The 23,199-nt window shown below is 58.5% G+C and carries 21 protein-coding genes; 15 read left to right on the top strand and 6 right to left on the bottom strand.

The genetic code is table 11. The features are described 5' to 3' along the window. Positions 1-82: 82 nt before the first annotated feature. On the bottom strand, positions 83-1,621 hold the full coding sequence (locus tag GHN86_RS19320) for an AhpA/YtjB family protein (RefSeq protein ID WP_323369471.1): 1,539 nt from the start codon (positions 1,619-1,621) through the stop codon (positions 83-85). 132 nt (positions 1,622-1,753) lie between these two features. Between GHN86_RS19320 and serB the strand changes: the two genes are divergently transcribed. Further along, positions 1,754-2,968 (top strand): phosphoserine phosphatase SerB, encoded by a 1,215-nt coding sequence (gene serB, locus GHN86_RS19315; RefSeq protein WP_194286265.1) that lies wholly within the window; start codon positions 1,754-1,756, stop codon positions 2,966-2,968. Positions 2,969-3,128: 160 nt separating this feature from the next. On the opposite strand, the gene asd is transcribed toward serB, so the two are convergent. The 3 genes from asd to GHN86_RS19300 are packed head-to-tail and all read right to left on the bottom strand — an operon-like array spanning position 3,129 to position 6,413. Next, positions 3,129-3,995 carry an archaetidylserine decarboxylase gene (gene asd, locus GHN86_RS19310; protein WP_153381470.1) on the bottom strand — a complete coding sequence of 289 codons (867 nt, stop codon included), beginning with the start codon at positions 3,993-3,995 and terminating at the stop codon, positions 3,129-3,131. 9 nt (positions 3,996-4,004) lie between these two features. Then, positions 4,005-4,832 carry a thiosulfate sulfurtransferase gene (gene rhdA, locus GHN86_RS19305; protein ID WP_153387143.1) on the bottom strand — a complete coding sequence of 276 codons (828 nt, stop codon included), beginning with the start codon at positions 4,830-4,832 and terminating at the stop codon, positions 4,005-4,007. 42 nt (positions 4,833-4,874) lie between these two features. Next, positions 4,875-6,413 (bottom strand): HDOD domain-containing protein, encoded by a 1,539-nt coding sequence (locus tag GHN86_RS19300; RefSeq protein WP_153381474.1) that lies wholly within the window; start codon positions 6,411-6,413, stop codon positions 4,875-4,877. A 163-nt stretch (positions 6,414-6,576) separates the two neighbouring features. Here GHN86_RS19300 and motA point away from each other — a divergent pair, with 163 nt between their 5' ends. Beyond that, positions 6,577-7,428 carry a flagellar motor stator protein MotA gene (gene motA / locus GHN86_RS19295; protein ID WP_153381476.1) on the top strand — a complete coding sequence of 284 codons (852 nt, stop codon included), beginning with the start codon at positions 6,577-6,579 and terminating at the stop codon, positions 7,426-7,428. A 3-nt stretch (positions 7,429-7,431) separates the two neighbouring features. After that, entirely contained in the window at positions 7,432-8,430 is a 999-nt protein-coding gene (gene motB / locus GHN86_RS19290; RefSeq protein ID WP_153381478.1) for a flagellar motor protein MotB, read from the top strand. 62 nt (positions 8,431-8,492) lie between these two features. Here motB and rsgA read toward each other — a convergent pair whose 3' ends face one another. Then, on the bottom strand, positions 8,493-9,524 hold the full coding sequence (gene rsgA / locus GHN86_RS19285; protein WP_122785089.1) for a small ribosomal subunit biogenesis GTPase RsgA: 1,032 nt from the start codon (positions 9,522-9,524) through the stop codon (positions 8,493-8,495). A gap of 106 nt (positions 9,525-9,630) precedes the next feature. Between rsgA and orn the strand changes: the two genes are divergently transcribed. After that, positions 9,631-10,173, top strand: a complete 543-nt coding sequence (gene orn, locus GHN86_RS19280; protein ID WP_153381480.1) for an oligoribonuclease — start codon at positions 9,631-9,633, stop codon at positions 10,171-10,173. Between the two features lie 164 nt (positions 10,174-10,337). Beyond that, on the top strand, positions 10,338-10,949 hold the full coding sequence (locus tag GHN86_RS19275; protein ID WP_153381482.1) for a trimeric intracellular cation channel family protein: 612 nt from the start codon (positions 10,338-10,340) through the stop codon (positions 10,947-10,949). Between the two features lie 76 nt (positions 10,950-11,025). Here GHN86_RS19275 and queG read toward each other — a convergent pair whose 3' ends face one another. Then, a complete protein-coding gene (queG, locus tag GHN86_RS19270; RefSeq protein WP_153387141.1) occupies positions 11,026-12,129 on the bottom strand; it encodes a tRNA epoxyqueuosine(34) reductase QueG in 1,104 nt (367 codons plus the stop codon). A 62-nt stretch (positions 12,130-12,191) separates the two neighbouring features. On the opposite strand from queG, the gene GHN86_RS19265 reads away from it, so the two are divergent. The 10 genes from GHN86_RS19265 (at position 12,192) to GHN86_RS19220 (ending at position 23,161) form a co-directional block, all read left to right on the top strand. Further along, positions 12,192-13,052 (top strand): NAD(P)H-hydrate dehydratase, encoded by an 861-nt coding sequence (locus tag GHN86_RS19265; RefSeq protein ID WP_153381486.1) that lies wholly within the window; start codon positions 12,192-12,194, stop codon positions 13,050-13,052. Next, the gene (gene tsaE / locus GHN86_RS19260; RefSeq protein ID WP_323369472.1) at positions 13,040-13,510 is read left to right on the top strand and encodes a tRNA (adenosine(37)-N6)-threonylcarbamoyltransferase complex ATPase subunit type 1 TsaE; all 471 of its coding nucleotides are present in this window, start codon (positions 13,040-13,042) and stop codon (positions 13,508-13,510) included. Before GHN86_RS19265 ends, tsaE begins: the two co-directional genes overlap by 13 nt. Before the next feature lie 14 nt (positions 13,511-13,524). Next, positions 13,525-14,934: an N-acetylmuramoyl-L-alanine amidase gene (locus tag GHN86_RS19255; RefSeq protein ID WP_153387145.1), complete on the top strand. Its 1,410-nt coding sequence runs from the start codon at positions 13,525-13,527 to the stop codon at positions 14,932-14,934. Further along, positions 14,934-16,847, top strand: coding sequence for a DNA mismatch repair endonuclease MutL (gene mutL, locus GHN86_RS19250; protein ID WP_153381488.1), 1,914 nt, complete (start codon positions 14,934-14,936; stop codon positions 16,845-16,847). The genes GHN86_RS19255 and mutL overlap by 1 nt, the downstream gene beginning before the upstream one ends. Further along, positions 16,847-17,827: a tRNA (adenosine(37)-N6)-dimethylallyltransferase MiaA gene (miaA, locus tag GHN86_RS19245; RefSeq protein ID WP_153381490.1), complete on the top strand. Its 981-nt coding sequence runs from the start codon at positions 16,847-16,849 to the stop codon at positions 17,825-17,827. The genes mutL and miaA overlap by 1 nt, the downstream gene beginning before the upstream one ends. A 90-nt stretch (positions 17,828-17,917) precedes the next feature. Further along, the gene (gene hfq / locus GHN86_RS19240; protein ID WP_003439025.1) at positions 17,918-18,178 is read left to right on the top strand and encodes an RNA chaperone Hfq; all 261 of its coding nucleotides are present in this window, start codon (positions 17,918-17,920) and stop codon (positions 18,176-18,178) included. Between the two features lie 12 nt (positions 18,179-18,190). Beyond that, the gene (hflX, locus tag GHN86_RS19235; protein ID WP_153381492.1) at positions 18,191-19,492 is read left to right on the top strand and encodes a ribosome rescue GTPase HflX; all 1,302 of its coding nucleotides are present in this window, start codon (positions 18,191-18,193) and stop codon (positions 19,490-19,492) included. A gap of 96 nt (positions 19,493-19,588) precedes the next feature. Further along, positions 19,589-20,770, top strand: a complete 1,182-nt coding sequence (hflK, locus tag GHN86_RS19230; protein ID WP_153381494.1) for an FtsH protease activity modulator HflK — start codon at positions 19,589-19,591, stop codon at positions 20,768-20,770. After that, entirely contained in the window at positions 20,770-21,648 is an 879-nt protein-coding gene (gene hflC / locus GHN86_RS19225) for a protease modulator HflC (RefSeq protein ID WP_153381496.1), read from the top strand. Before hflK ends, hflC begins: the two co-directional genes overlap by 1 nt. A 325-nt stretch (positions 21,649-21,973) precedes the next feature. Continuing rightward, positions 21,974-23,161, top strand: coding sequence for an ATP phosphoribosyltransferase regulatory subunit (locus tag GHN86_RS19220; protein ID WP_153381497.1), 1,188 nt, complete (start codon positions 21,974-21,976; stop codon positions 23,159-23,161). The last annotated feature ends 38 nt before the right edge of the window (positions 23,162-23,199 follow it).

Genomic DNA, 23,199 nt, shown 5'->3' with positions numbered 1-23,199 from the left:
AGTGTTCGCTATGTCTCCGAACATTCTGTTCGCGATGTCCCCGGTCCATACAGGGAGAGGGTTAGGGTGAGGGGCTTTTGTGTTAACCGCGCGTCTCATGCATGCGCGCCAGTTGGCGTTCAAGCATGGAAGGGTAAGGCTCCATCAGGCGCTCTACACAGCAGGCACCTTCAGGGCTGGCAATCGGGCGGATACGGGCGCGTTGACGAATCAGCGGGTCATCGCTGATTTTGCGCTCTACCAGCAACAGGTTGCGGCTGTGTTGCGACAGCGCCAGTGCATCCTGTGCGGTTTCAGTCAGCAACAAGTCAATCTGGCTCAACCCGTTAAGGCCTTCGCCCAGCACCAGACCCAGCTGCAATTGCAACGTAATGCCGCTGTCAGCCACTTCGATCTGCAAGGCATGGCCCAAGGCACGCAGCAACTCGCCACAGCAGATGGCATTGGTCAGGTAGTCCTCACCGCTGTCTTCACTGTGGAACAGCATCAGCGTGCTGCCATCATTGAGGGTGTGCAGCTCGCTTTGATACAGCGACGCCGCCTGATTCAGGCAATCTCGATACCGCTCCAGCAGCTCCATCAAGCGTGCGCGAGGCAAACGTCGCAGTTGCTCTTGCGCGCCCAGTTGCACGGCCAGTACCGCACTTGGTTGCGGCGCAGTCGGCTCAGCTTTGACTACAGCTTCAGGCGCCACACTGGCGGTGCCGGTGTCGCGCAAATCTGAAAACGGGTCGTCCTCGTCCTCATCTTCTTCGGTGCTGATCACTTGCCGAGGCGCCGCTTTGGGTGCCGGCACCGCCGGTTTTTCATCGAAGGTCGGATCGCTCAGGTTGCGGACTTCGAAGGTCGGCTCCTGGTCGTCCGCTTCTTCATACTCGCTGTCGTCAAAATCTTCTTCGGGTTCCGGCTCGGGTTCAGGCTCTGGAGCAGGTGGGGCCAGACGGGTGTGCAGTTGGCGGGCCAGATCACCAATCTCATCCTGACGGGTGATCGCTGGTGTGTAAGGGTCCGGTTCGCGCAGCCACACACGCAGTTGCAACAGGGGCGTGGTGATGTTGCGACCCAGCCGCAGGCTTAAGGCCAAGGCCAGAGCCAGCAAAATGGCGCTGAGAATGCCCATGCTCTGCAAGCTGATGGTCATCGGCTGTTCGAACTGGTTCATGTCCAGGCTGATACGCAGGTGCCCGGCCGTCACATCCTGGAAGGTGATCTTGGTCTGGTACACGCCTTCGGTTTCACCCAGCAGGCTGTTTTTAGGGCGTTGCCCGGCCTCGGCGAGGATGCGGTTATCGACGCTATAAATAGCAGCGTGTGCCACCAAGGGGTTTTTGGTCAGGTTGTTGAGCAGCACATTGAGGCTGAGGATGTCGTTGGACACCAGCAACTCGGTCGCCGACGTGGCGGTCTGCGTGGTCAGGCTCTGACCCAGCGCATCGGCCTGCTCGTGCATGGCCTGCTTGAATTGCAGGCCCATGACCACGGCATAAATGACCAGCGCCAACGCGACCAGAATCACGTTGTGGGTGGCAATGCGCAGAGCTATCGGAACGCGACGGTCGCGCAAGGCCCGGAAGATCAGCAGGAAGAAATTATCGTTTTTGACAGGCAATGGCCGGTTCACTGAGCGCGGCTCTTAGTCCGTTAAGTTGGAGCGCAGTATAGCGATCAGCCCTGAGGCGGCAAAGCCTTGGCGATGCCCGATGGTCACTGAATGGGGGTAGAATGCGTTTTTTTTAGCGAATGGGGGTGTGCCTTGCGCGAAATCGTCCTGATAAACATCACTGGTGAAGACCGTCCAGGTCTCACCGCTGCCATTACCGGCGTTTTGGCCAGCAATGGGGTGAATATTCTCGACATCGGTCAGGCCGCCATCCACGGCGTTTTGTCGTTGGGGTTCCTGGTAGAGATTCCCCGCGCCGATCAGGTGTCGGCCGTGCTTAAAGATCTGCAGCCCTTGATCGCCAAAGAAGGACTGCAACTGGTGTTTGACCCGATTACCGAAGAGCACTACCAGCAGTGGGTCAATGAACAAAGCCAGAAACGCCACGTCGTGACCGTGATGAGTCGTCAGGTCACGGCCCACGAACTGCAGCGCGTGACGTCGGTCATCAGTCAGCATGGCTTGAATATCGAGCAAACGGATCGTCTGTCAGGCCGAGTGTCGCTGGACGCACCTACTGCACTGAGCAAAAGCTGTATCGAATTGCGCGTCTGTGGTGACGTGGCTGATATCGACGCTCTGCGTGCGGCGTTCTTTGATCTGGCCCAGGAACTCAGCGTCGATATCGCGCTGCAAGAAGACACGCTGTTCCGACGCAATCGCCGGTTGGCCGTGTTTGACATGGACTCCACCCTGATCGAAGCCGAAGTGATCGACGAGTTGGCGAAAGCGGCCGGGGTGGGCGATCAAGTGTCCGAAATCACCGAGCGCGCGATGGCCGGCGAGCTGGATTTCAAAGCCAGCTTTAAAGAGCGTCTGGCGCTGCTTAAGGGTTTGGACGTGAGCGTGCTGGACTCGATCGGTGCGTCACTGCGCTTGACCGAAGGCGCTGAAGTGCTGTTCGCAGAACTCAAGCGATTGGGCTACAAGACGGCCATTTTGTCAGGCGGCTTTACCTACTTCGCCAAGCAATTGCAGGCCAAATTAGGGATTGATTACGTGTTCGCCAACGAACTGGCCGTGCAAGACGGCAAAGTGACGGGCGTGGCGGTCGAGCCGATTGTCGATGCACAACGCAAGGCTGACTTGCTGCGCGAGCTGGCGCAAAAGGAAGGCTTGAGTCTGGAACAGACCATTGCGGTCGGGGATGGTGCCAACGATTTGCCGATGTTGGCGATTGCAGGGCTGGGTGTGGCCTTTCGTGCCAAGCCGCTGGTCAAGAAGTCGGCCAAACATGCGATTTCGACCTTGGGTCTGGATGGCGTGCTGTACCTGTTGGGACAGCGTGACCGTAACAGTCAGGGTTAAATGATGTCGTAGCAGCGGCCGAAGGCCGCGTCCGATTGCGAAGCAATCGTGAAATCTGAACTCACGGTTTGTTTGATTCACCGCGATTTTAGTTTCTACGACGGCTATGCCGCCGGACGCCGCCTTCGGCAGCTGCTACGAAGTCAGTATGAGTCGCGGGTTATTCGGCGTGAGCCGGGCCGCCAATGCTCTGACCCATCATCACCGGCGAGCCTGCGCTCAGGCCTTCGGCCCATTTGACCTGCTCTGGCCCGAACAGCACGATGGCGGTTGATCCCAGTTTGAAGCGGCCCAGCTCAGCCCCTTTTTCCAAGTGAATCGGCGCACGGGCGGCTTCGTCGTAACGGAAGGTTTTCAGCTCGCGTTTAGGCGGCGTAACCAAACCGGCAAATACCGTCTCAATCGACGCCACGATCATGGCGCCCACCAATACCACGGCCATCGGGCCGCGTTCGGTATCAAAAATACACACGGCACGTTCGTTACGGGCAAACAGCTCTGGCACGTTTTCGGCGGTGGTTTGGTTAACCGAGAACAAGCGACCCGGCACGTAGATCATTTCTCGCAGGGTGCCGGCCAGCGGCATGTGCACGCGGTGGTAATCCTTGGGCGAAAGGTAGATGGTGGCAAATTCGCCGCCCATGAACTGTGACGCAACCGCCGCATCGCCACCCACCAGTTCCAGCACGCTGTAACTGTGGCCTTTGGCCTGAAATACACGACCGTGTTCAATCGCACCCAATTGGCTGACCGCACCATCGGCAGGGCTCAACACCGCGCCGGGGGTTTGATCCAGCGGGCGGGCGCCGTCTTTCAGGGCGCGGGTGAAGAAGGCGTTGAAGTGTTCGTAAGCGGTGACGTCTTCAACCAGCGCTTGGGACATGTCCACGTTGTAACGTTTGGCGAACCAGGTGGTGAACGCATTTTTAAACCAGCGCACGCGGCACTCGGCAATGCAGCCGGCCAGACGCGACAGCAGGTGATGGGGCAGCAAGTACTGACTCAAGAGAAACAAACGCTTTTTCATTACAGGTCCTTAGTGTTTGACAGGCAGCTCGACGGGGGTGTCGGGGTGGTTGCCCCATTCGCCCCAGGAGCCGGCGTAGCCTTTGACGCGCGGATAACCGAGTGCTTTGGCGACGAGATAGGTAAAGCCAGACCGGTGGTGAGTCTGGCAATGGGTAATCACTTCTTTGTCCGGCGTGATCCCCAGATCCTTGAGGATCTGCGCCATGTCGGTGCGAATGCGCAGGTCACGGGTTTTATCCATGCCTGCCGTCCATTCAAAATTGATCGCGCCGGGAATGTGCCCGCCTTTGGCGGCCAATACTTTTTCGCCCGTGTATTCGGCGGGTGCGCGCGCATCCCAGATCGCCAGGTCGGTTGCACCCAGACGGCTTTGCAGGTACTCGCGGGTGGCGGTGGGCTCTTCATGCAACGTCAACGATACCGGGCCGCCGACAGGTGCAGGTACGTCGGTGGACAGGGGCCCACCCCCGGCGAGCCAGGCGTGAAGGCCACCATCCAGATAGTGATAGGCCTTGTGCCCGATCACGTCGAGCAACCAGATAAACCGCCCGGCCCAGCCGCCGCCTTCGTCGTCATACACCACGTAAACCGCGTTGGCTGTGTGGCCCAGCTCGCCGAACAATGCTTCAAGAGACGTGTGCGTCGGCAGCAGGCCGGGTGCCGGAGGCTGACCCAGTTGCGTGCGTTTTGGGTCGACAAAGCGGGCGCCCGGAATATGCCCGGCGCCATAGCGTGCTGCGCTGGTCAGGTCGACCACAATCAAGTGGGGGGCATCAAGCCGTGCGACCAGGTCGTCGGGTTCGATCACTAACGGCAAGCCAGAGAAGTCAGGCATGGGTTCTCCAGAGCGAAAAAAGAGGGGATTGTAGCGCAAGCGCTAACGCCCGCGGTTGGTAAAGCTGTGCAGGGCTTTCTCAATGCATTGCGCGGTTTTGCCAAACGCTTGCACGCTGGTCTCGTTGAGCGCTCCGCCGCCCTGGTCGGCCAGCATCAGCATGACCACACGGCCATTATTGCTCAGCGAGCGTAGCAGCAGATGCTCGCCGGGAAACAGACGGCGCAGGTCGTCAGGTAGGGCGCCGCTAATTACCGTGTTGTTATCGGGGGTCAGGCGCAGTTGTGCCGGTTGCTCCATCAAACGTTGCAGGCCGGGACTCTCGCTGACGTTGAAGGTCAGATCGAACACTTCTTTGGGCAATCCCCAGATCTGAAAAACCCGCAGATGACTCGATGTCTTGTCCGCCATCAACACTACTAGTCTGCGCATACCGCAGGCCACCAAGGCTTCGCGAGCGCAGGTGGTCAGGTGCATCGCATTGGCAAACGTGCTCGGTTCGGCCAAAAGCTGTGAACAGTGTTTGCGCCACAGGACCAGCGCTTCGGCTGAAGGCGGCGCGGCGGGCTGATTGCCTTGCAGCGTGCGGCGTGCATCCCACGGCAAGAGCAGTGCCTGTGCCGGATGCCAGAGTTCGGGCAGCGAGTGATACCGGCCGCTGCTGACGGCGTTTTGGTGAACAAGCTGTTGCACGTCATCCAGCGGCATTTGCAGGTACAGGCTGGTCAGCAATTGCCAGCGCCGATTGTGCGGTGTATCCCATGCGGCTTGGGCCGACAGTGCCAAGCCATTGGCCAGCAGCACGCTGTTGGCCGGCTGGTTGAGCCAGCTTCGCAACGCCGGGTCGGCGTCCAGACGCTGTTGCTGGCGAAGCGGATGATGCCGGTCGCGAGCAATATGCAGCACACTGACCAGCGTGTGCTGTTGCTCTATGACCACGGTATAACCGTGCAACACCCATGCAGGCAACCGCCATAACTCAGCCAGTGCCCTGCAAATCTCAAACAGGCGCACGCCGAACAACTTGAGTTCAACCTGGGCGGCGCACTCACCCCGGTGAAGCACTCGCAGCTCCCATTCTTCGAGCTGATCAGGGTGGGTCAGCGCCATGGCCCACAAGGGTGAGAGGAACAACAAACTGCCCCAGTAAATCTCTTGCCAGAGCCGCGCCAGGCGATTGCCGAACAGGCCGATGGCTTGTTGCGCCGCATGCTGGCTGATGAGCTGGATTTGCCGGTAAGCCAGTGGCATATCCTCCGGCGCCAGAGCAGGCAAGCCCTCAAGCAGTACCAGGGTGCGTTTCAACCCCAGTCGGTTGATGGCCACTTCCAGGCTTTCAGCCGGTTCACTCAGGCTGCTTTGCACATGCTGATTGGCTTCGCGAATCAAACTCAACGCCAACGCCGGGCTGTCTTGCATGACCTCGGCAATATCGCGCAACGAGCGGCGACTGTCATTGATCGCCGCGCTTACCTGCACGTAGTTGTGTTGCGCAATGGGCAACTGAGCGTCGTTTAGGCGCTGAACCCAAGCGTTCAGCGTGGTTGGTACTGATGTCGATGCAGGGATTTTATTAGCCATAAAAGGAGCGCGATCATCATAAAGGGAGGGCACGCCCGGACTGGGCTGAATGTTTTTCGCTTTTACGCGTTACAGTCTGGCGCAGATTTGCCGATAGGGAGAAGAAGAGTTTTAGTGACGCTGCAATCACCCCGAACCCGACTGAATAAGTACTTTTATATTTATGGCTAAAATTATCGGCATTATCGTCGTGATCGCGAGTGTACTCGGCGGCTACGTGCTCTCCCACGGCAAGATCGCGGCGCTGATTCAGCCTTTTGAGGTCTTGATCATTGGCGGCGCTGCGCTGGGTGCGTTCTTGCAGGCCAATCCGGGCTACATGACCCTACACGTGCTGAAAAAATCGCTGGGCATGTTCGGTTCGCGGTTCTCCCACGCGTTCTACCTTGAAGTGCTGGGCCTGGTTTACGAGATTCTCAATAAAAGCCGCCGCGAAGGCATGATGGCTATTGAGGCTGACATCGAAGACGCAGCCGCCAGCCCGATATTCGCCAAATACCCGACCATTCTTAAAGATGAGCGCATGACCGCGTTTATTTGCGATTACCTGCGCATCATGTCCTCGGGCAACATGGCGCCCCACGAGCTGGAAGGCTTGTTCGACATGGAATTGTTCAACCTCAAGGAAGAACTGGAGCACCCGTCTCACGCCGTTAACGGCATTGCCGACGGCATGCCAGGTTTCGGTATCGTGGCCGCCGTTCTGGGTATTGTGGTGACGATGGCATCGCTGGGTGAAGGCGATCAAACTGCCATCGGCCAGCACGTAGGTGCTGCTTTGGTGGGTACATTCTTCGGTATTCTGGCCGCGTATGGTTTCTTCGGGCCTTTGGCCACGTCGCTGGCTCACGATGCCAAAGAAGAAATCAACGTGTACGAAGCCATCAAAGCTTCGCTGGTCGCTTCTGCCTCGGGCATGCCGCCGTCGCTGGCGGTCGAGTTTGGCCGCAAAGTGCTGTACCCCAAGCACCGTCCAAGCTTTTCCGAGCTTGAGCAAGTGGTTCGCGGTCGCTGATTTATGGAAAACAATCAGCCGATCATCATCAAGCGCGTCAAGCGCTTTGCCGCTGGCCATCACGGCGGCGCCTGGAAGATTGCCTTTGCCGACTTTGCCACGGCGATGATGGCGTTCTTTCTGGTGCTGTGGCTGATGTCTGCGGCCACCCCGGCGCAAAAGCTTGCGATTAGCGGCTACTTCAAAGACCCGGTCGGCTTCACTGAAAGCGGTTCGCCGTACACCATCGATTTGGGCGGTACACCCGCCTTGGCGCCGGATAACACGCTGAACCCGGAAGAAAAACTGCAACCCCAGCCCGACACGATCAACAACGAGAAGATCGATCCTGATCAGGCCGAAAGTGTGGCGGAGCAAGTGGAAAAAGAGCGTCTCGAACTGCTGCTGCAAGAATTGCAAAACAAGGTCGAAGAAAACCCTCAGTTACGCAAATTCAAAGACCAGTTGTTGTTTGAAATCACGCCGGATGGCTTGCGCATTCAGATCATGGACGCTGAAAACCGGCCGATGTTTGACGTTGGCAGTGCACGGCTCAAGCAGTACGTCGAAGATATTCTGCTGGCCATGGCAGACACCATCAAAGCGGTTCCAAACAAGGTCAGCATTAGCGGTCACACCGATGCCACGCAGTATTCGGGGAGCGGTGATTTTGGGAACTGGGAATTGTCGGCAAACCGTGCCAATGCGGCCCGTCGTGCGCTGGTCACGGGCAGTTATCCCGAAAGCCAGATCGCCAGGGTGGTGGGATATGCCTCATCGGTGCCGTTCGACAAGGCCAACCCGACGAACCCGGTGAACCGTCGTATCGACATCGTGGTGCTGAACAAACGGGCCCAGCAAGCGATTGAAGGTGGCCAGGGGGCCGAGCCGGTCAAGGCTGAGGCGCTGCCCAAAGCGCCGGTTGACCCGGTCGCCTTGCCACCGGGTGAACAGCCGCCGCCGATGCATGAAGAGCGCCAGAAGCTGAATCTGTTTGATGACCCGGCGCTGCCCTCACACTGAATCCAAACGCGTTCAGTCCCCTCTCCCTTTGGGAGAGGGTTAGGGTGAGGGGCTTTGGCCGTTTAGTAACTCGACTCAGGCAAGCTGGCAATAATCGAACGGTAGCTGTTCATGCGTTGTTGCTGCACGCGGCCATCTTCCAGCGCCATCAGTAAGGCGCAGCCCGGCTCGCGGTCGTGCTTGCAGTCGCGGAAGCGGCAGCGACCAATCAAGTCGTTGAACTCAATAAAGCCCGCTTCAACATCGGCCCGGCTGACATGGCCCAGACCAAATTCGCGAATACCCGGAGAGTCGATCAGATCGCCGCCGCCTGGAAAGTGGAACAACCGCGCAGTGGTGGTGGTGTGCGTGCCTTGGCCCGAGATTTCGGACAACGGCCCCACCCGCAGATTGACCTCGGGCAGCAAGCTGTTGACCAACGACGATTTACCCACGCCCGACTGACCCACAAACACGCTGATATGGCCGTCCAGTTGCGCCTGCAACTGTTGCATGCCGTCACCGTGATGCGCCGATACTTCCAGCACCGGATAACCCAGCTGACGATACACACCCAGCAACGCGTTCAGCGCCGGGGCGTTTTGCTCGTCAATCAAGTCAGCCTTGTTGAGCAGCAGCAAGGGACGAATCCCGGCGTGCTCAGCCGCTACCAGATAGCGGTCAATCAGGTTGGCGTGCGGCTCGGGCATGGGCGCAAACACAATCACGATCATGTCGACGTTGGCGGCGACCGGCTTGAGCTGGCCACGGCTGTCTGGGCGGCACAGTTCAGTTTTACGCGGCAGTTGGGCGACGATAACGCCGATGCCCTGATTGCCGGCGCGCCATACGACCGTGTCGCCAGTGACCAGTGCGGGCAGGTTGGCGCGCAAATGGCACCGGAACATCTGACCTTTAAGCTCACCTTCCTGGGCTTCGACTTCGACCTGCACACCAAAGTGCGCGATCACCAGGCCTAGCTGTTCGGCGCCTAAATCGCCGCCTTCAAGCGCTTCGACGGCACTGGATTCACGTTTGGCGGCGCGGGCAGCGCGCTCGCCCTGGATCTTTTCGATGCGCCAGTTTTGGCGACGGTTGAGCTGGCGTTTGGCCATGGGTGTTCCGTGTTGATAAAACGATAAGGAGGGTGAAACGCTGGCGAGTTTAGCACGTGGGCAACCTGCCTAAGCTAAACTGCTGGGCTAAGCACTGGAGGCCATTATGCAAAACGCGCAGAACCTGATTTGGATCGACCTGGAAATGACCGGTCTGGATCCTGACAACGACGTCATTATTGAAATGGCCACCATCGTCACCGACAGCAACCTCAACACATTGGCCGAAGGCCCGGTCATTGCCATCCATCACAGCGATGAAGTGCTGGCGCGCATGGACGAGTGGAACACCCGTACCCACGGCGGTAGCGGTCTGACCCAGCGGGTTAAGGACAGCACCACGACCATGGCTGAGGCCGAGGCACAGACCATCGCCTTCCTTGAGCAATGGGTGCCCAAAGGCAAATCGCCGATCTGTGGCAACAGCATTTGCCAGGATCGGCGCTTTTTGTACACCTACATGAAAGACCTTGAACGCTACTTTCATTACCGCAACCTCGATGTCTCCACGCTCAAAGAGCTGGTGGCGCGCTGGGCTCCGGAAGTGCGCGACAGTCTGGTTAAAAAAGGCACGCATTTGGCGCTGGACGATATTCGCGAGTCGATTGCCGAGTTGCAGCATTATCGCAAACACTTCATCAAGTTCTGAGAGTGGGCTGATACGTAGCCGTGTCGGTGCTCAGGCTGGGCGATCGCTTCACAATCGGACGTCGCCCGCGGCAATTGCCAGGCAATGTGTCAGCACGCTGCTGCCCTCTGTTGGTGCATGTGCCAAATGAGTAGACTGCGCGCCTTATCGCAAGGATCGCCGACATGTTGCTGATGCTTTATTTAGTCGCCATTACAGCTGAAGCCATGACCGGCGCGCTGTCTGCCGGACGGCGCGGGATGGATTGGTTCGGAGTGGTGCTGATCGCTTGCGTCACTGCACTGGGCGGCGGTTCGGTACGTGACATGTTGCTGGGGCATTATCCGCTCACCTGGGTCAAACATCCCGAGTACCTGGTGCTCACCACCGTTGCGGCCCTGGTCACGATCTTTATCGCACCCTTGATGCGCCATCTGCGTTCGCTGTTTCTGGTGCTGGATGCGCTAGGGCTGGTGGCCTTCACTCTGATCGGTTGCATGACCGCCCTGGAAATGGGGCAGGGCATGCTGGTGGCATCGGTCAGTGGTGTGATCACCGGCGTGTTCGGCGGTATCTTGCGGGATATTTTCTGCAACGACATTCCACTGATCTTCCGCCGTGAACTCTATGCCAGCGTATCGTTTGCAGCGGCGTGGTGTTTCCTGCTGTGTACGTTCTTCGGGATGCCCGAGGATCAGGCGATTCTTGTCACCTTGTTCGGCGGGTTGCTGCTGCGCTTGCTGGCGATTCGCTTTAACTGGGAAATGCCCAAGTTCGTTTATAACGACGAGCATTAGTTAAAAGCACCCTCACCCTAGCCCTCTCCCAGAGGGAGAGGGGACTGACCGCATGCGGATGCAAAATCCCCGAAGATTAGCTCCCTCTCCCTCCGGGAGAGGGTTGGGGTGAGGGCAAGCGCTTTTCATGCTGCGCAAGCGCCCACGCCACATGCTCCTGCACCAACTCCGACGGGTAGTCACGCCGTGCTTTCAGCGCTTCGAGCACGGGAATGGTCGAGGGCGCATTGCCCAGTCCCACCGCCAGGTTACGTAACCATCGCTCATACCCCGCGCGTCGCAATGGCGAGCCTTCGGTGCTGCTCAAGAATGTGTCTTCATCCCACATAAACAGCTCGGCCAAGCCCGCGTTGTCCAGATTATGCCGGGGCTTGAAGTCACCTTCGGCTGTCGTGCGGGCAAAACGGTTCCACGGGCAAACAATCTGGCAGTCATCGCACCCAAACACCCGGTTGCCGATCATCGAGCGCAACTCTTCCGGGATCGCAGTTTTCAACTCAATGGTCAGGTACGAAATGCACTTACGCGCATCCAGCACGTATGGCCCGACAAAGGCATTGGTGGGGCAAATATCCAGGCAAGCGGTACAACGCCCGCAATGCTCGGTTTCGTGCGGCTCGTCCACCGGCAGCGGCAAGTCGACAAACAGTTCGCTCAAGAAGAAGTAGCTACCCGCCTTGCGATTGAGCACCAAGGTGTTTTTGCCAATCCAGCCCAGCCCGGCTTTTTGTGCGATGGCTTTTTCCAGCACCGGGGCGCTGTCGACAAAGGCGCGAAAGCCAAACGGGCCGATCTGAGCTTGAATACGATCAGCCAAGTGCTGCACGCGCTTGCGAATCAGCTTGTGGTAATCGCGCCCCAGCGCGTAGCGAGACACGTAAGCTTTCTCGGGCTGGGCCAGCAATTGCGCCATGTGCGTGTCACCGGGCAGGTAGTCCATGCGCAAGGAAATCACCCGCAAGGTGCCGGGCACCAATTCGTCGGGGTGTGAACGTTTGCTGCCGTGGGCGGCCATATAGTCCATGTCGCCGTGATAGCCGGCGGCCAACCAGCGTTCGAGGTGCTGCTCGTGTTCGCCCAGATCGAGGCCGGCAATGGCGACTTGTTGAAAGCCCAGCTCGCGGCCCCATTCCTTGATGGACTGAGCGAGAGCGGGGAGGTCGGCAGTAATAGCAGGCATGAGGCAAGAGAAACCGGAGCTGAGATGCGTATAATTCTGCCAGACATCGGAGCCCGACACGTATGCCACAGACCAAACACCTTTTTCCTGAGCCGCGCGTGCTCAATGCCAGCGCGCTGGCGCACCTGCCTGCGCGTGCGTCGAATGCCCATAAAGGCCAGTTCGGCCATGTGCTATTGATCGGCGGGGACCGCGGTTTTGGTGGCTCGATTACCTTGAGTGCCCAAGCTGCACTACGCTGTGGCGCGGGTCTGGTGTCGCTGGCAACCCGGCCTGAACACGTACCCGCCGCCCTGACCCGCTTGCCGGAAGTGATGGCCGTGGGCGTGCAGTCGGCCAATCAGCTGATGGGCCTACTGGCGCAAGCCTCGGTAGTGGTGGTTGGCCCGGGTTTGGGTCAGGCGCCGTGGGGGCGTAGCCTGTTGTCGGCCGTCGCTCAGGCAAAAATGCCGCAGGTGTGGGATGCCGATGCCTTGAATCTGTTGTCCAACACCGACCTGGCGTTGGCGCAAGGCTCCGTATTGACCCCGCACCCCGGCGAAGCTGCGCGTTTACTGGGCATCAGTACGCAGCAGGTGCAAGCGGATCGCCCTGCGGCGGCCAGAGCGCTGGTTAAAAAATACTCAGTGGTCTGCGTCCTTAAAGGGGCAGGTACATTGATTGCGGGACTGCAAGGCGAGTTGGCTCAGTGCAATCACGGCCATCCGGCAATGGCCACCGCGGGGCTGGGTGATGTGTTGGCCGGCGTGGTAGGCGCACTCCTGGCGCAAGGCATGAATGCTTATGAAGCGGCTTGTCTGGCCGTGTGGCTGCATGCCCGTGCAGGCGAGCAGCAAGGACAATTGGGCCGTGGGCTGGCGGCCAGTGATTTGATTCCAGCCATTCGTCAGTTGTTGGAGGAACATGCACCGTGCAAGAAATAACACTGCAACTGGCCGATGAAGAGGCAATGACCGCTTTTGGCGCGCGCCTGGCAAAGGTCACTCAAGGTCACGGCCTGATCTTTCTTGATGGCAATCTGGGTATGGGCAAAACCACGCTGTCTCGTGGTCTGATTCGGGGCTTGGGCCATACAGGCGCGGTTAAGAGTCCGACATTTACACTGGTTGAACCCTACGAGATCGGCGACGTACGAGCGTTTCACTTCGACCTGTATCGTCTTGTCGATCCCGAGGAGCTGGAATATCTGGGCATTCGCGATTACTTCGACGATGACGCTCTATGCTTGATTGAGTGGCCCGAAAAAGGTGCAGGCTTTTTGCCAAAGCCGGACCTGACCATTACCATTAGGCCGCATAACACCGGGCGGGAGCTGACGCTGACGCCCCACGGTTCACGCGGTGAATCCTGGTGTGCCAAATTGGCATCGGAAAACAATTAATGACGGGGTTAGGTATGCGCTTTCGCGCGTTAGTGAGTGTCGTGGGTCTGTTGCTGAGTGTCATGGCCGTGAATGCGGTGGCGGCGACGCAAGTAAAAAGCGTGCGTTTGTGGCGTGCCCCGGACAACACACGGCTGGTATTTGACCTCACAGGCCCGGTGCAGCACAGCGTCTTCACGCTGACCGCCCCTGATCGTCTGGTGATTGATATCAATGGGGCGACGCTGGCAGGCCCCTTGAATGTGCAGACTGCGAATACGCCGATCACCAGCATGCGTTCGGCGCAGCGCACCCCGACCGATTTGCGTGTAGTGATCGACCTGAAAAAAGCCGTCACCCCCAAGAGCTTTGTGCTGGCGCCTAATGCGCAATACGGCAACCGTCTGGTGGTCGACCTGTACGATCAAGGCGCGGACCTCACGCCAAGTTTGCCGGCCACCAATGTGGCGAAGGTGCCGGTGGTGCCTGTGACCCCGACTCAACCGAGCGTGGCCTTGCCGTCTATTCCGAGCGGCAAGCGCAACGTGGTGGTGGTCATTGATGCCGGTCACGGCGGCGAAGACCCGGGTGCTTCCGGCTCCGCCGGTCAGCGCGAAAAAGACGTGGTGTTGGCCATTGCCAAAGAATTGCAGCGTCAGGTCAACGGCATGAAGGGCTTTAAAGCCGAATTGACCCGTACCGGCGACTACTTTATTCCGTTGCGTGGGCGTACCGAAATCGCCCGCAAGAAGGGCGCTGACCTGTTTGTTTCAATCCACGCCGATGCGGCGCCGTCCAAGGCTGCTTTTGGTGCGTCGGTGTTTGCCTTGTCTGAACGGGGTGCAACCTCTGAAACCGCGCGTTGGCTGGCCGACAGTGAAAACCGTTCTGACTTGATCGGCGGGGCGGGCAACGTCAGTCTGGATGACAAGGACCGCATGCTGGCAGGCGTGTTGCTGGACCTGTCGATGACCGCTTCGCTGACCTCCAGCCTGAACGTCGGGCAAAAAGTGCTGAGCAACATTGGCCGGGTCACGCCGCTGCACAAACAGCGTGTTGAGCAGGCAGGGTTTATGGTGCTCAAGTCGCCGGACATCCCGTCGATCCTCGTTGAAACCGGCTTTATCTCGAACTCCAATGAAGCTTCCAAGCTGGCCTCCAGCAGCCATCAGCAAGCGCTGGCCCGTTCGATCAGCAGCGGCGTGCGTCAATTCTTCCAGCAAAACCCGCCGCCGGGCACTTACATTGCCTGGCTGCGCGACACCGGAAAAATTGCCCAAGGTGCCCGCGAGCACACCGTCCGCCCCGGCGAAACGCTGGCGATGATTGCTGTGCGCTACCAAGTGCCAGTGACGGCATTGCGCAGCACCAACAACTTGAAAACCGATGAATTGAAAATTGGTCAGGGCCTGCATATCCCTGCGACAACCCTGGCGGCCCAATAATGAGCGACGGGCAGTTGAACGACAGTGCACGCATTGAGCTGCTCAGCCCGCGACTGGCTAACCAGATTGCGGCGGGCGAGGTAGTTGAACGCCCTGCTTCGGTGATTAAGGAATTGCTGGAAAACAGCCTCGACTCCGGCGCCAAACGCATTGACGTGGATGTGGAGCAGGCCGGGATCAAGCTGTTGCGGGTGCGCGACGATGGTCGCGGAATTTCCAGCGACGACCTGCCGCTGGCACTGGCGCGTCACGCCACCAGTAAAATTCGCGACCTCGAAGACCTTGAGCGGGTGATGAGCCTGGGTTTTCGTGGGGAAGCGTTGGCCTCCATCAGCTCGGTGGCCCGCCTGACGCTGACCTCGCGCACCCGTGGCGCCGATCAAGCGTGGCAGGTTGAAACCGAGGGTCGCGACATGGCGCCCAGGGTTCAGCCTGCCGCGCATCCGGTGGGTACGTCGGTTGAAGTGCGTGACCTGTTTTTCAATACGCCGGCGCGGCGCAAGTTTCTCAAAACCGAGAAAACCGAGTTCGATCATCTGCAAGAAGTGATCAAGCGTCTGGCGCTGGCGCGTTTTGATGTGGCCTTTAACCTGCGCCACAACGGCAAGGCCATCCTCAATCTGCATGAGGCGCGCGACGACACGGCTCGCGCCCGGCGTGTGGCGGCGGTGTGCGGTACGGCGTTCCTGGAACAGGCAATGCCGATTGAAGTGGAGCGCAACGGTCTGCATTTGTGGGGCTGGGTCGGTTTGCCGACCTTCTCGCGCAGCCAGGCTGACTTGCAGTATTTCTACGTCAATGGTCGTGCAGTGCGCGACAAACTGGTGGCCCACGCGGTGCGTCAGGCGTATCGCGACGTACTGTTTAATGGCCGTCACCCAACCTTCGTGCTGTTTTTTGAGGTTGACCCCTCCGTGGTCGACGTCAATGTTCACCCCACTAAACACGAGGTGAGATTTCGTGACGGGCGCATGGTGCATGACTTCTTGTATGGCACCTTGCACCGCGCCCTTGGCGATGTAAGACCCGAAGACCAATTGGCTGCGCCAGCGCCTGTGCCGGGGACCGAGCGGCCGACAGGGCAGGACGCCGGTGAGTTCGGCCCGCAAGGTGAAATGCGTCTGGCGGCCAATGTGCTGGAGCAGCCGCAGTCTGCGCCGACGCAGCATGTGGCGGGTTCAGGTGCGGGGGCGGGTTATCAGTATCAATATCGTCCGCAATCTTCAGCCCCTTCAGTGCCTGTGGCAGAAGCCCAAAATGCCTATCGAGAGTTTTTCGCCCCTTTGCCTGAAGCCAATGCGGCGCCGTTGCCGGACGGGCAGGGCGATATCCCGCCGCTGGGTTTTGCACTGGCCCAGCTCAAGGGCATCTACATCCTTGCCGAGAACGCCCAAGGGCTTGTGCTGGTGGACATGCATGCGGCGCACGAACGAATCATGTACGAACGCCTCAAGATCGCTATGGCCAGCGAAGGCTTGAGCGGGCAGCCGTTGTTGGTGCCGGAGTCGATTGCGGTCAGTCAGCGTGAAGCCGATTGTGCCGAAGAGCATGCCGAGTGGTTTCAGCGTCTGGGCTTTGAGCTGCAACGCCTTGGTCCGGAAACCCTGGCGATCCGCCAGATTCCTGCGCTGCTCAAACAGGCCGAGGCCCAGCGTCTGGTGCATGACGTGCTCGCCGATTTGATGGAATACGGCACCAGTGACCGGATACAGGCCCACCTCAACGAATTGCTCGGCACGATGGCTTGCCACGGTGCCATCCGGGCCAATCGCCGTTTGGCGATCCCGGAAATGAACGGCTTGCTGCGTGACATGGAAAACACCGAACGTAGCGGTCAATGCAATCATGGTCGTCCGACCTGGACCCAAATGGGCCTGGACGACCTGGATAAACTCTTTTTGCGCGGTCGCTGATGACAGGTTCCAACGCTTTACCCCCGGCCATCTTTTTGATGGGCCCCACGGCTGCCGGTAAAACCGATCTGGCGATTGAGCTGAGCAAGGTGCTGCCGTGCGAGCTGGTCAGCGTTGATTCGGCGCTGGTCTATCGCGGCATGGACATTGGTACCGCCAAGCCATCCAAAGAAATACTGGCCCAACACCCGCATCAACTGATCGATATTCTTGATCCGGCGCAAAGCTATTCAGCGGCGGACTTTCGGGCCGATGCGCTGAAAGTCATGGCAGAAATCACCGCGCGCGGTAATACGCCGCTGCTGGTGGGCGGCACCATGTTGTATTACAAGGCGTTGATCGACGGTCTGGCGGACATGCCAGCGGCCGATCCCGACGTGCGCGCCCAGCTTGAAGAAGAAGCGCAGCGCCTCGGTTGGCAAGCGTTGCACGACCAGTTGGCGGCCATCGATCCGGAGTCTGCAGCGCGCATTCACCCCAATGATCCACAGCGCTTGACGCGTGCGCTGGAGGTTTACCGGGTCAGTGGCCTCACCATGACGGCCCATCGACAAAAACAATCTGAACAATCTACTAAAGCAGCGGCTTCTGGGCGCAGCCAATTGCCCTATACTGTCGCGCATCTGGCCATCGCCCCGGCGAATCGTCAGGTGTTGCATGAACGAATTGCACAAAGATTCGGGCAAATGCTGGAACAGGGGTTCATCGACGAGGTCGTAGCCTTGCGTAATAGAAGTGACCTGCATGCCGGGTTGCCGTCTATACGTGCTGTAGGTTATCGACAAGTCTGGGATTACCTGGACGGCAAACTGACGGCAGCCGAGATGCAGGAGCGCGGCATCATTGCTACGCGCCAATTGGCAAAGCGTCAGTTCACCTGGTTACGCAGCTGGGATGGTCTACATTGGCTGGACAGCCTCGACTGCGACAATCTGCCACGAGCCTTGAAATACCTGGAATCGGTCTCCATATTGACCTGAGTCTTAGGGAATGCCGTCTATCCTATGGATGTGGCGACATAAGCCATTTAATTTTTGTTTCTATTTTTTTTCCTTACAGGAGTGCGGCATATGTCAAAAGGGCATTCGCTACAAGACCCTTACTTGAATACATTGCGTAAAGAGAAGGTTGGCGTTTCCATCTATTTGGTTAACGGCATCAAGCTGCAGGGGACGATTGAGTCCTTCGACCAGTTCGTGATTCTGCTGAAAAACACCGTAAGCCAAATGGTTTACAAACACGCTATCTCAACAGTCGTACCCGTACGTCCAATTCGCCTGCCTAGCGCAGCAGAATCGGAACTGGCAGACGCTGAGCCAGGTAACGCTTGATAGGAGTCTCCTTTGTTCTTTGAGCGCCACGGTGGTGGTGAACGAGCAATCCTTGTTCACTTGGAAGGACAGGACCCTGAGGCGCGCGAAGATCCGCAGGAGTTCCAGGAGTTAGCCAAATCGGCAGGCGCCGAGACCGTCGCGTTTTTTAACGTGCCGCGTCATCGGCCATCGGCCAAGTACCTGATTGGCACTGGCAAGGTCGAGGAATTACGCGACCTGGTCAAGGCCGAGAAGGTCGACATTGTGATTTTCAATCACGTCCTCACGCCCAGTCAGGAGCGTAACCTCGAACGTGTTTTCGAGTGTCGCGTGCTTGACCGTACCGGGCTGATTCTCGACATTTTCGCTCAACGTGCCCGTACCCATGAAGGCAAGTTGCAGGTCGAACTGGCCCAACTTGACCACATGAGCACGCGGCTTGTCCGTGGCTGGACTCACCTTGAGCGTCAAGGTGGGGGGATTGGTAGCCGCGGCCCGGGTGAAACTCAGCTCGAAACCGACCGACGTCTGTTGCGTGTGCGCATGAGCCAGATCAAGGCTCGTCTGAAAAAAGTCCGCAGCCAACGTGAGCAGTCCCGTAGAGGGCGTCAACGCGCCGACATTCCTACGGTGTCACTGGTGGGCTACACCAACGCCGGCAAGTCCACGCTGTTCAATGCGGTCACCGGTTCTGACGTGTTTGCCGCTGACCAGTTGTTTGCCACCCTCGACCCGACGTTGCGCCGCCTCGATCTGGGCGACCTGGGGCCAATCGTGCTGGCGGACACCGTGGGCTTTATTCGTCACCTTCCGCACAAGCTAGTTGAAGCTTTCCGGTCTACGCTCGAAGAGTCGAGCAATTCCGATTTGTTGCTGCACGTGATTGATGCGCATGAACCTGAGCGCATGCAGCAGATTGAGCAGGTGATGGTGGTGCTGGGCGAGATTGGCGCCCAGGACTTGCCGATCCTCGAGGTCTACAACAAAATCGATTTGCTTGAAGCTGTCGAACCGCAGATTCAGCGCGATGCCAACGGCAAGCCCCAGCGGGTATGGTTGTCGGCGCGCGATGGTTCAGGGCTTGAGTTGCTGGAACAGGCCATCGCCGAGTTGCTGGGCAATGATTTGTTCGTTGGCACCTTGCGTCTTGAGCAGCGATTTGCTCGACTGCGGGCACAGTTCTTCGAACTGGGTGTTGTGCAAAAAGAAGCGCATGACGATGAGGGGGCCAGTTTGTTGGACGTACGCCTGCCGCGATCCGAGCTAAACCGCTTGGTCAGCCGCGAAGGGATGCAGCCGCTGGAATTCATCGAAGAACACACTTTGCAATAAAAGCCTCGCAAAGCGGCTGTGCCGCTGTGATAGGCATTCTGTAGCATTGGTCGGCGCGCCGTGGGCGCGTCTTTGCTTTATCAGATGGAGAGCGCTATGGCTTGGAATGAGCCGGGTGGCAACTCGAATAATCAAGATCCCTGGGGCGGCAAACGTCCTAAAAATGGCGACCGCAAGGGACCACCAGATCTCGACGAAGCCTTCCGAAAGCTGCAGGAAAGCCTGAATGGGTTGTTCGGTGGTGGAAAAAAACGCACGGGCGGCAGTGGCGGTGACAGCGGGTCGGGCGGCAAGGGTGCCGGTTTCGGACTGCTGGGCATTGGCCTGGTCGCATTGGCAGCCGTTTGGCTGTACAGCGCAGTCTATGTAGTCGATGAGCAGGAGCAAGCCGTCGTGCTGCGCCTGGGCAAGTACTACGACACTGTAGGGCCGGGCCTGAACATCTACTTCCCGCCGTTCGATAAAAAGTACATGGAAAACGTGACGCGTGAGCGTGCGTATACCAAGCAGGGTCAAATGCTGACTGAAGACGAAAACATCGTCGAAGTGCCGCTGACCGTGCAGTACAAGATCAGCAACCTGCGCGATTTCGTGCTCAACGTTGATCAACCGGAAGTCAGCCTGCAACAAGCCACCGACAGTGCCCTGCGCCATGTCGTGGGCTCCACCTCGATGGATCAGGTGCTGACCGAAGGTCGTGAGCAAATGGCTATCGAGATCAAGGAACGCTTGCAGCGCTTCCTCGATACCTACAAGACCGGTATCACCGTGACTCAGGTCAACGTACAAAACGCAGCCGCACCGCGTGAAGTACAAGAGGCCTTTGATGACGTGATTCGTGCCCGTGAAGACGAGCAGCGTGCCCGTAACCAGGCTGAAAGCTACGCCAATGGTGTAGTGCCGGAAGCCCGTGGTCAGGCGCAGCGCATCATCGAAGATGCCAACGGTTATCGCGACGAAGTGGTGTCGCGCGCCAAAGGTGAGGCTGACCGCTTTACCAAACTGGTGTCCGAGTACCGCAAGGCTCCAGAGGTCACGCGTGATCGTCTGTATCTGGACACCATGCAGGAAGTCTTCAGCAACACCAGCAAAGTACTCGTGACCGGTAACAAAAACGGCCAGAGCAACCTGCTGTACTTGCCGTTGGACAAAATGATCGAAGGCCGTAATGGCAGCACCCCGGCAACGGGTTCGGCAGCGGCGGCGAGCACCAGTGATTCTGGCTCGCACACCAGCACGGATCTGCCGACACCACCGCGTACCAGGGAGAGTCGCTGATGAGCAATAAATCGCTGATCGCCCTTATTGTTGCCGTTGTCGTGGCGATCGTTGCCTGGAACAGCTTCTACATCGTCTCGCAAACTGAACGTGCCGTTCTGCTGCGCTTTGGCCGTGTGGTTCAGGCCGATGTTCAGCCGGGTCTTCACGTGAAGATTCCTTACGTCAACCAGGTGCGCAAATTTGACGCCCGCCTGATGACGCTGGATGCGCCGACGCAGCGTTTCCTGACGCTGGAAAAGAAAGCGGTCATGGTGGATGCCTTCGCCAAGTGGCGTGTGAAAGATGCCGAGCGCTTCTACACCGCTACCTCCGGCATGAAGCAGATTGCTGACGAGCGCCTGTCGCGTCGTCTGGAATCCGGCCTGCGTGACCAGTTCGGTAAGCGCACCCTGCACGAAGTGGTGTCGGGTGAGCGTGATGCACTGATGGCTGACATCACCGCATCGCTGAATAAAATGGCTGAAAAAGAGCTGGGCATCGAAGTGGTCGACGTTCGCGTCAAGGCCATCGACTTGCCAAAAGAAGTAAACCGCAGCGTTTTCGAACGCATGAGCACCGAGCGTGAGCGTGAAGCACGCGAGCATCGGGCCAAGGGTAACGAGCTGGCCGAAGGCATTCGTGCTGACGCCGACCGTCAACGTCGTGTTCTGCTGGCTGAAGCGTATCGTCAGTCCGAAGAGCTGCGCGGTGATGGTGATGCTCAAGCTGCTGCGATCTACTCCAAGGCTTACGGCCAGGATCAAGAGTTCTACAAGTTCTATCGCAGCCTGCGCGCTTACCGCGAAAGCTTTGCGAACAAGAGCGACGTGCTGGTGTTGGACCCAAGCAGCGATTTCTTCCGCTACCTGGAAAAATCCAAACCCGCGCAACAGTAAGGCGTCATGCCGTCCGATTGCCGGCCTCTGGCATCACAATCGGGCGCATGCATTCACTCCGCCGGGCGGGCAAATTGCCTGGCGGGGTGATCCTTTTAGAAAACGTGTGTATGATGCGGCAGCCGGGAAATTCCCGGCTTTTTTGCGTCTGCATGTTTGATTGACCGAACGGCTGATAGAGCGTCGGCAGATTTTTTCGAGGAATGTGCTGTGTAAGCCTGTTGCTTCAGGCTTTTTTGCTGTGCGCGCTCAAGACGCAGCCACGTTCTGCTTTACTCAAGGCTCGCCTGCTGGCAAGCCGCCCGGATCATAGGGGAATGGCGTAATGGCAACGGTAGACCGCTGGCTTCTGCCAGATGGCATCGAAGAAGTACTTCCACCTGAAGCAGCCCGCATCGAAGTGGCGCGGCGTCAGGTGTTGGATCTGTTCCAGAGCTGGGGCTATGAGTTCGTCGTCACCCCGCATATCGAATACCTGGAGTCTCTGCTGACAGGGGCTGGTCAGGATCTCGATTTGCGTACCTTCAAGGTTATTGACCCGCAAACGGGTCGCCAGATGGGTTTTCGTGCCGACATCACGCCGCAAGTGGCGCGCATTGATGCGCATACCCTGCGTCGTGAAGGCCCGAGCCGTCTGTGCTATGCCGGCAGCGTGCTGCATGCAAAGCCGCGCGGCTTGTCTTCCTCGCGCAGCCCGATTCAGTTGGGTGCCGAGTTGTATGGCGATGCCAGCCCGAGCAGCGACGTTGAAGTCATCAGCCTGATGCTGGCGATGCTGCAACTGGCAGATGTGCCTGATGTCCACATGGACCTGGGGCATGTCGGTATTTACCGCGGATTGGCCCGTGCGGCCAACTTGTCGGCTGAAACTGAACAACAATTGTTCGACGCCCTGCAACGCAAGGCGATCGACGAAGTAACGGCCTTGACCGAAGGTTTGCCAGCTGATTTGGCGGGCATGCTCCAGGCTTTGGTTGATTTGTGTGGTGGGCACGAAGTACTGGCTGCCGCGCGCGAGCGTCTGGCCAAGGCTCCGGCTCAAGTGCTGGCGGCGCTGGACGACCTGGAAGCGATTGCTCAAGGGTTGTCTGTGCGTTTCCCGCAGTTGCCGTTGTACTTCGACCTGGGCGAGTTGCGCGGGTACCACTACCACACAGGTGTAGTGTTTGCGGTATTTGTACCGGGCGTTGGGGATTCCATCGCTCAGGGCGGCCGTTATGACGACATCGGTGCTGTCTTCGGGCGTGCCCGGCCGGCAACCGGCTTTTCGACCGATTTGAAAACCCTGGTGACCCTGGGGCGTGCGCAAGTCGAGTTGCCGTCTGGTGGTATATGGATGCCCGACAGCACGGATGCGGCACTCTGGCAGCAGGTTTGCCAGCTTCGCAGTGAAGGTCAGCGTGTGGTTCAGGCATTGCCTGGGCAGCAGCAGGCTGGGGCCCAAGAGGCTGACTGCGACCGCCAATTGATTCAGCAGAATGGCCTGTGGCAAGTAGTGCCGCTGGTTTCTTGAGTTTTCCTGCCGGCAATTGCCGGCACCAAGTTTGCGCG

The organism is Pseudomonas helleri, from assembly GCF_009600315.1.
Classification (GTDB): domain Bacteria; phylum Pseudomonadota; class Gammaproteobacteria; order Pseudomonadales; family Pseudomonadaceae; genus Aquipseudomonas; species Aquipseudomonas helleri_A.
This window is presented reverse-complemented; position numbering and strand designations above follow the sequence as displayed.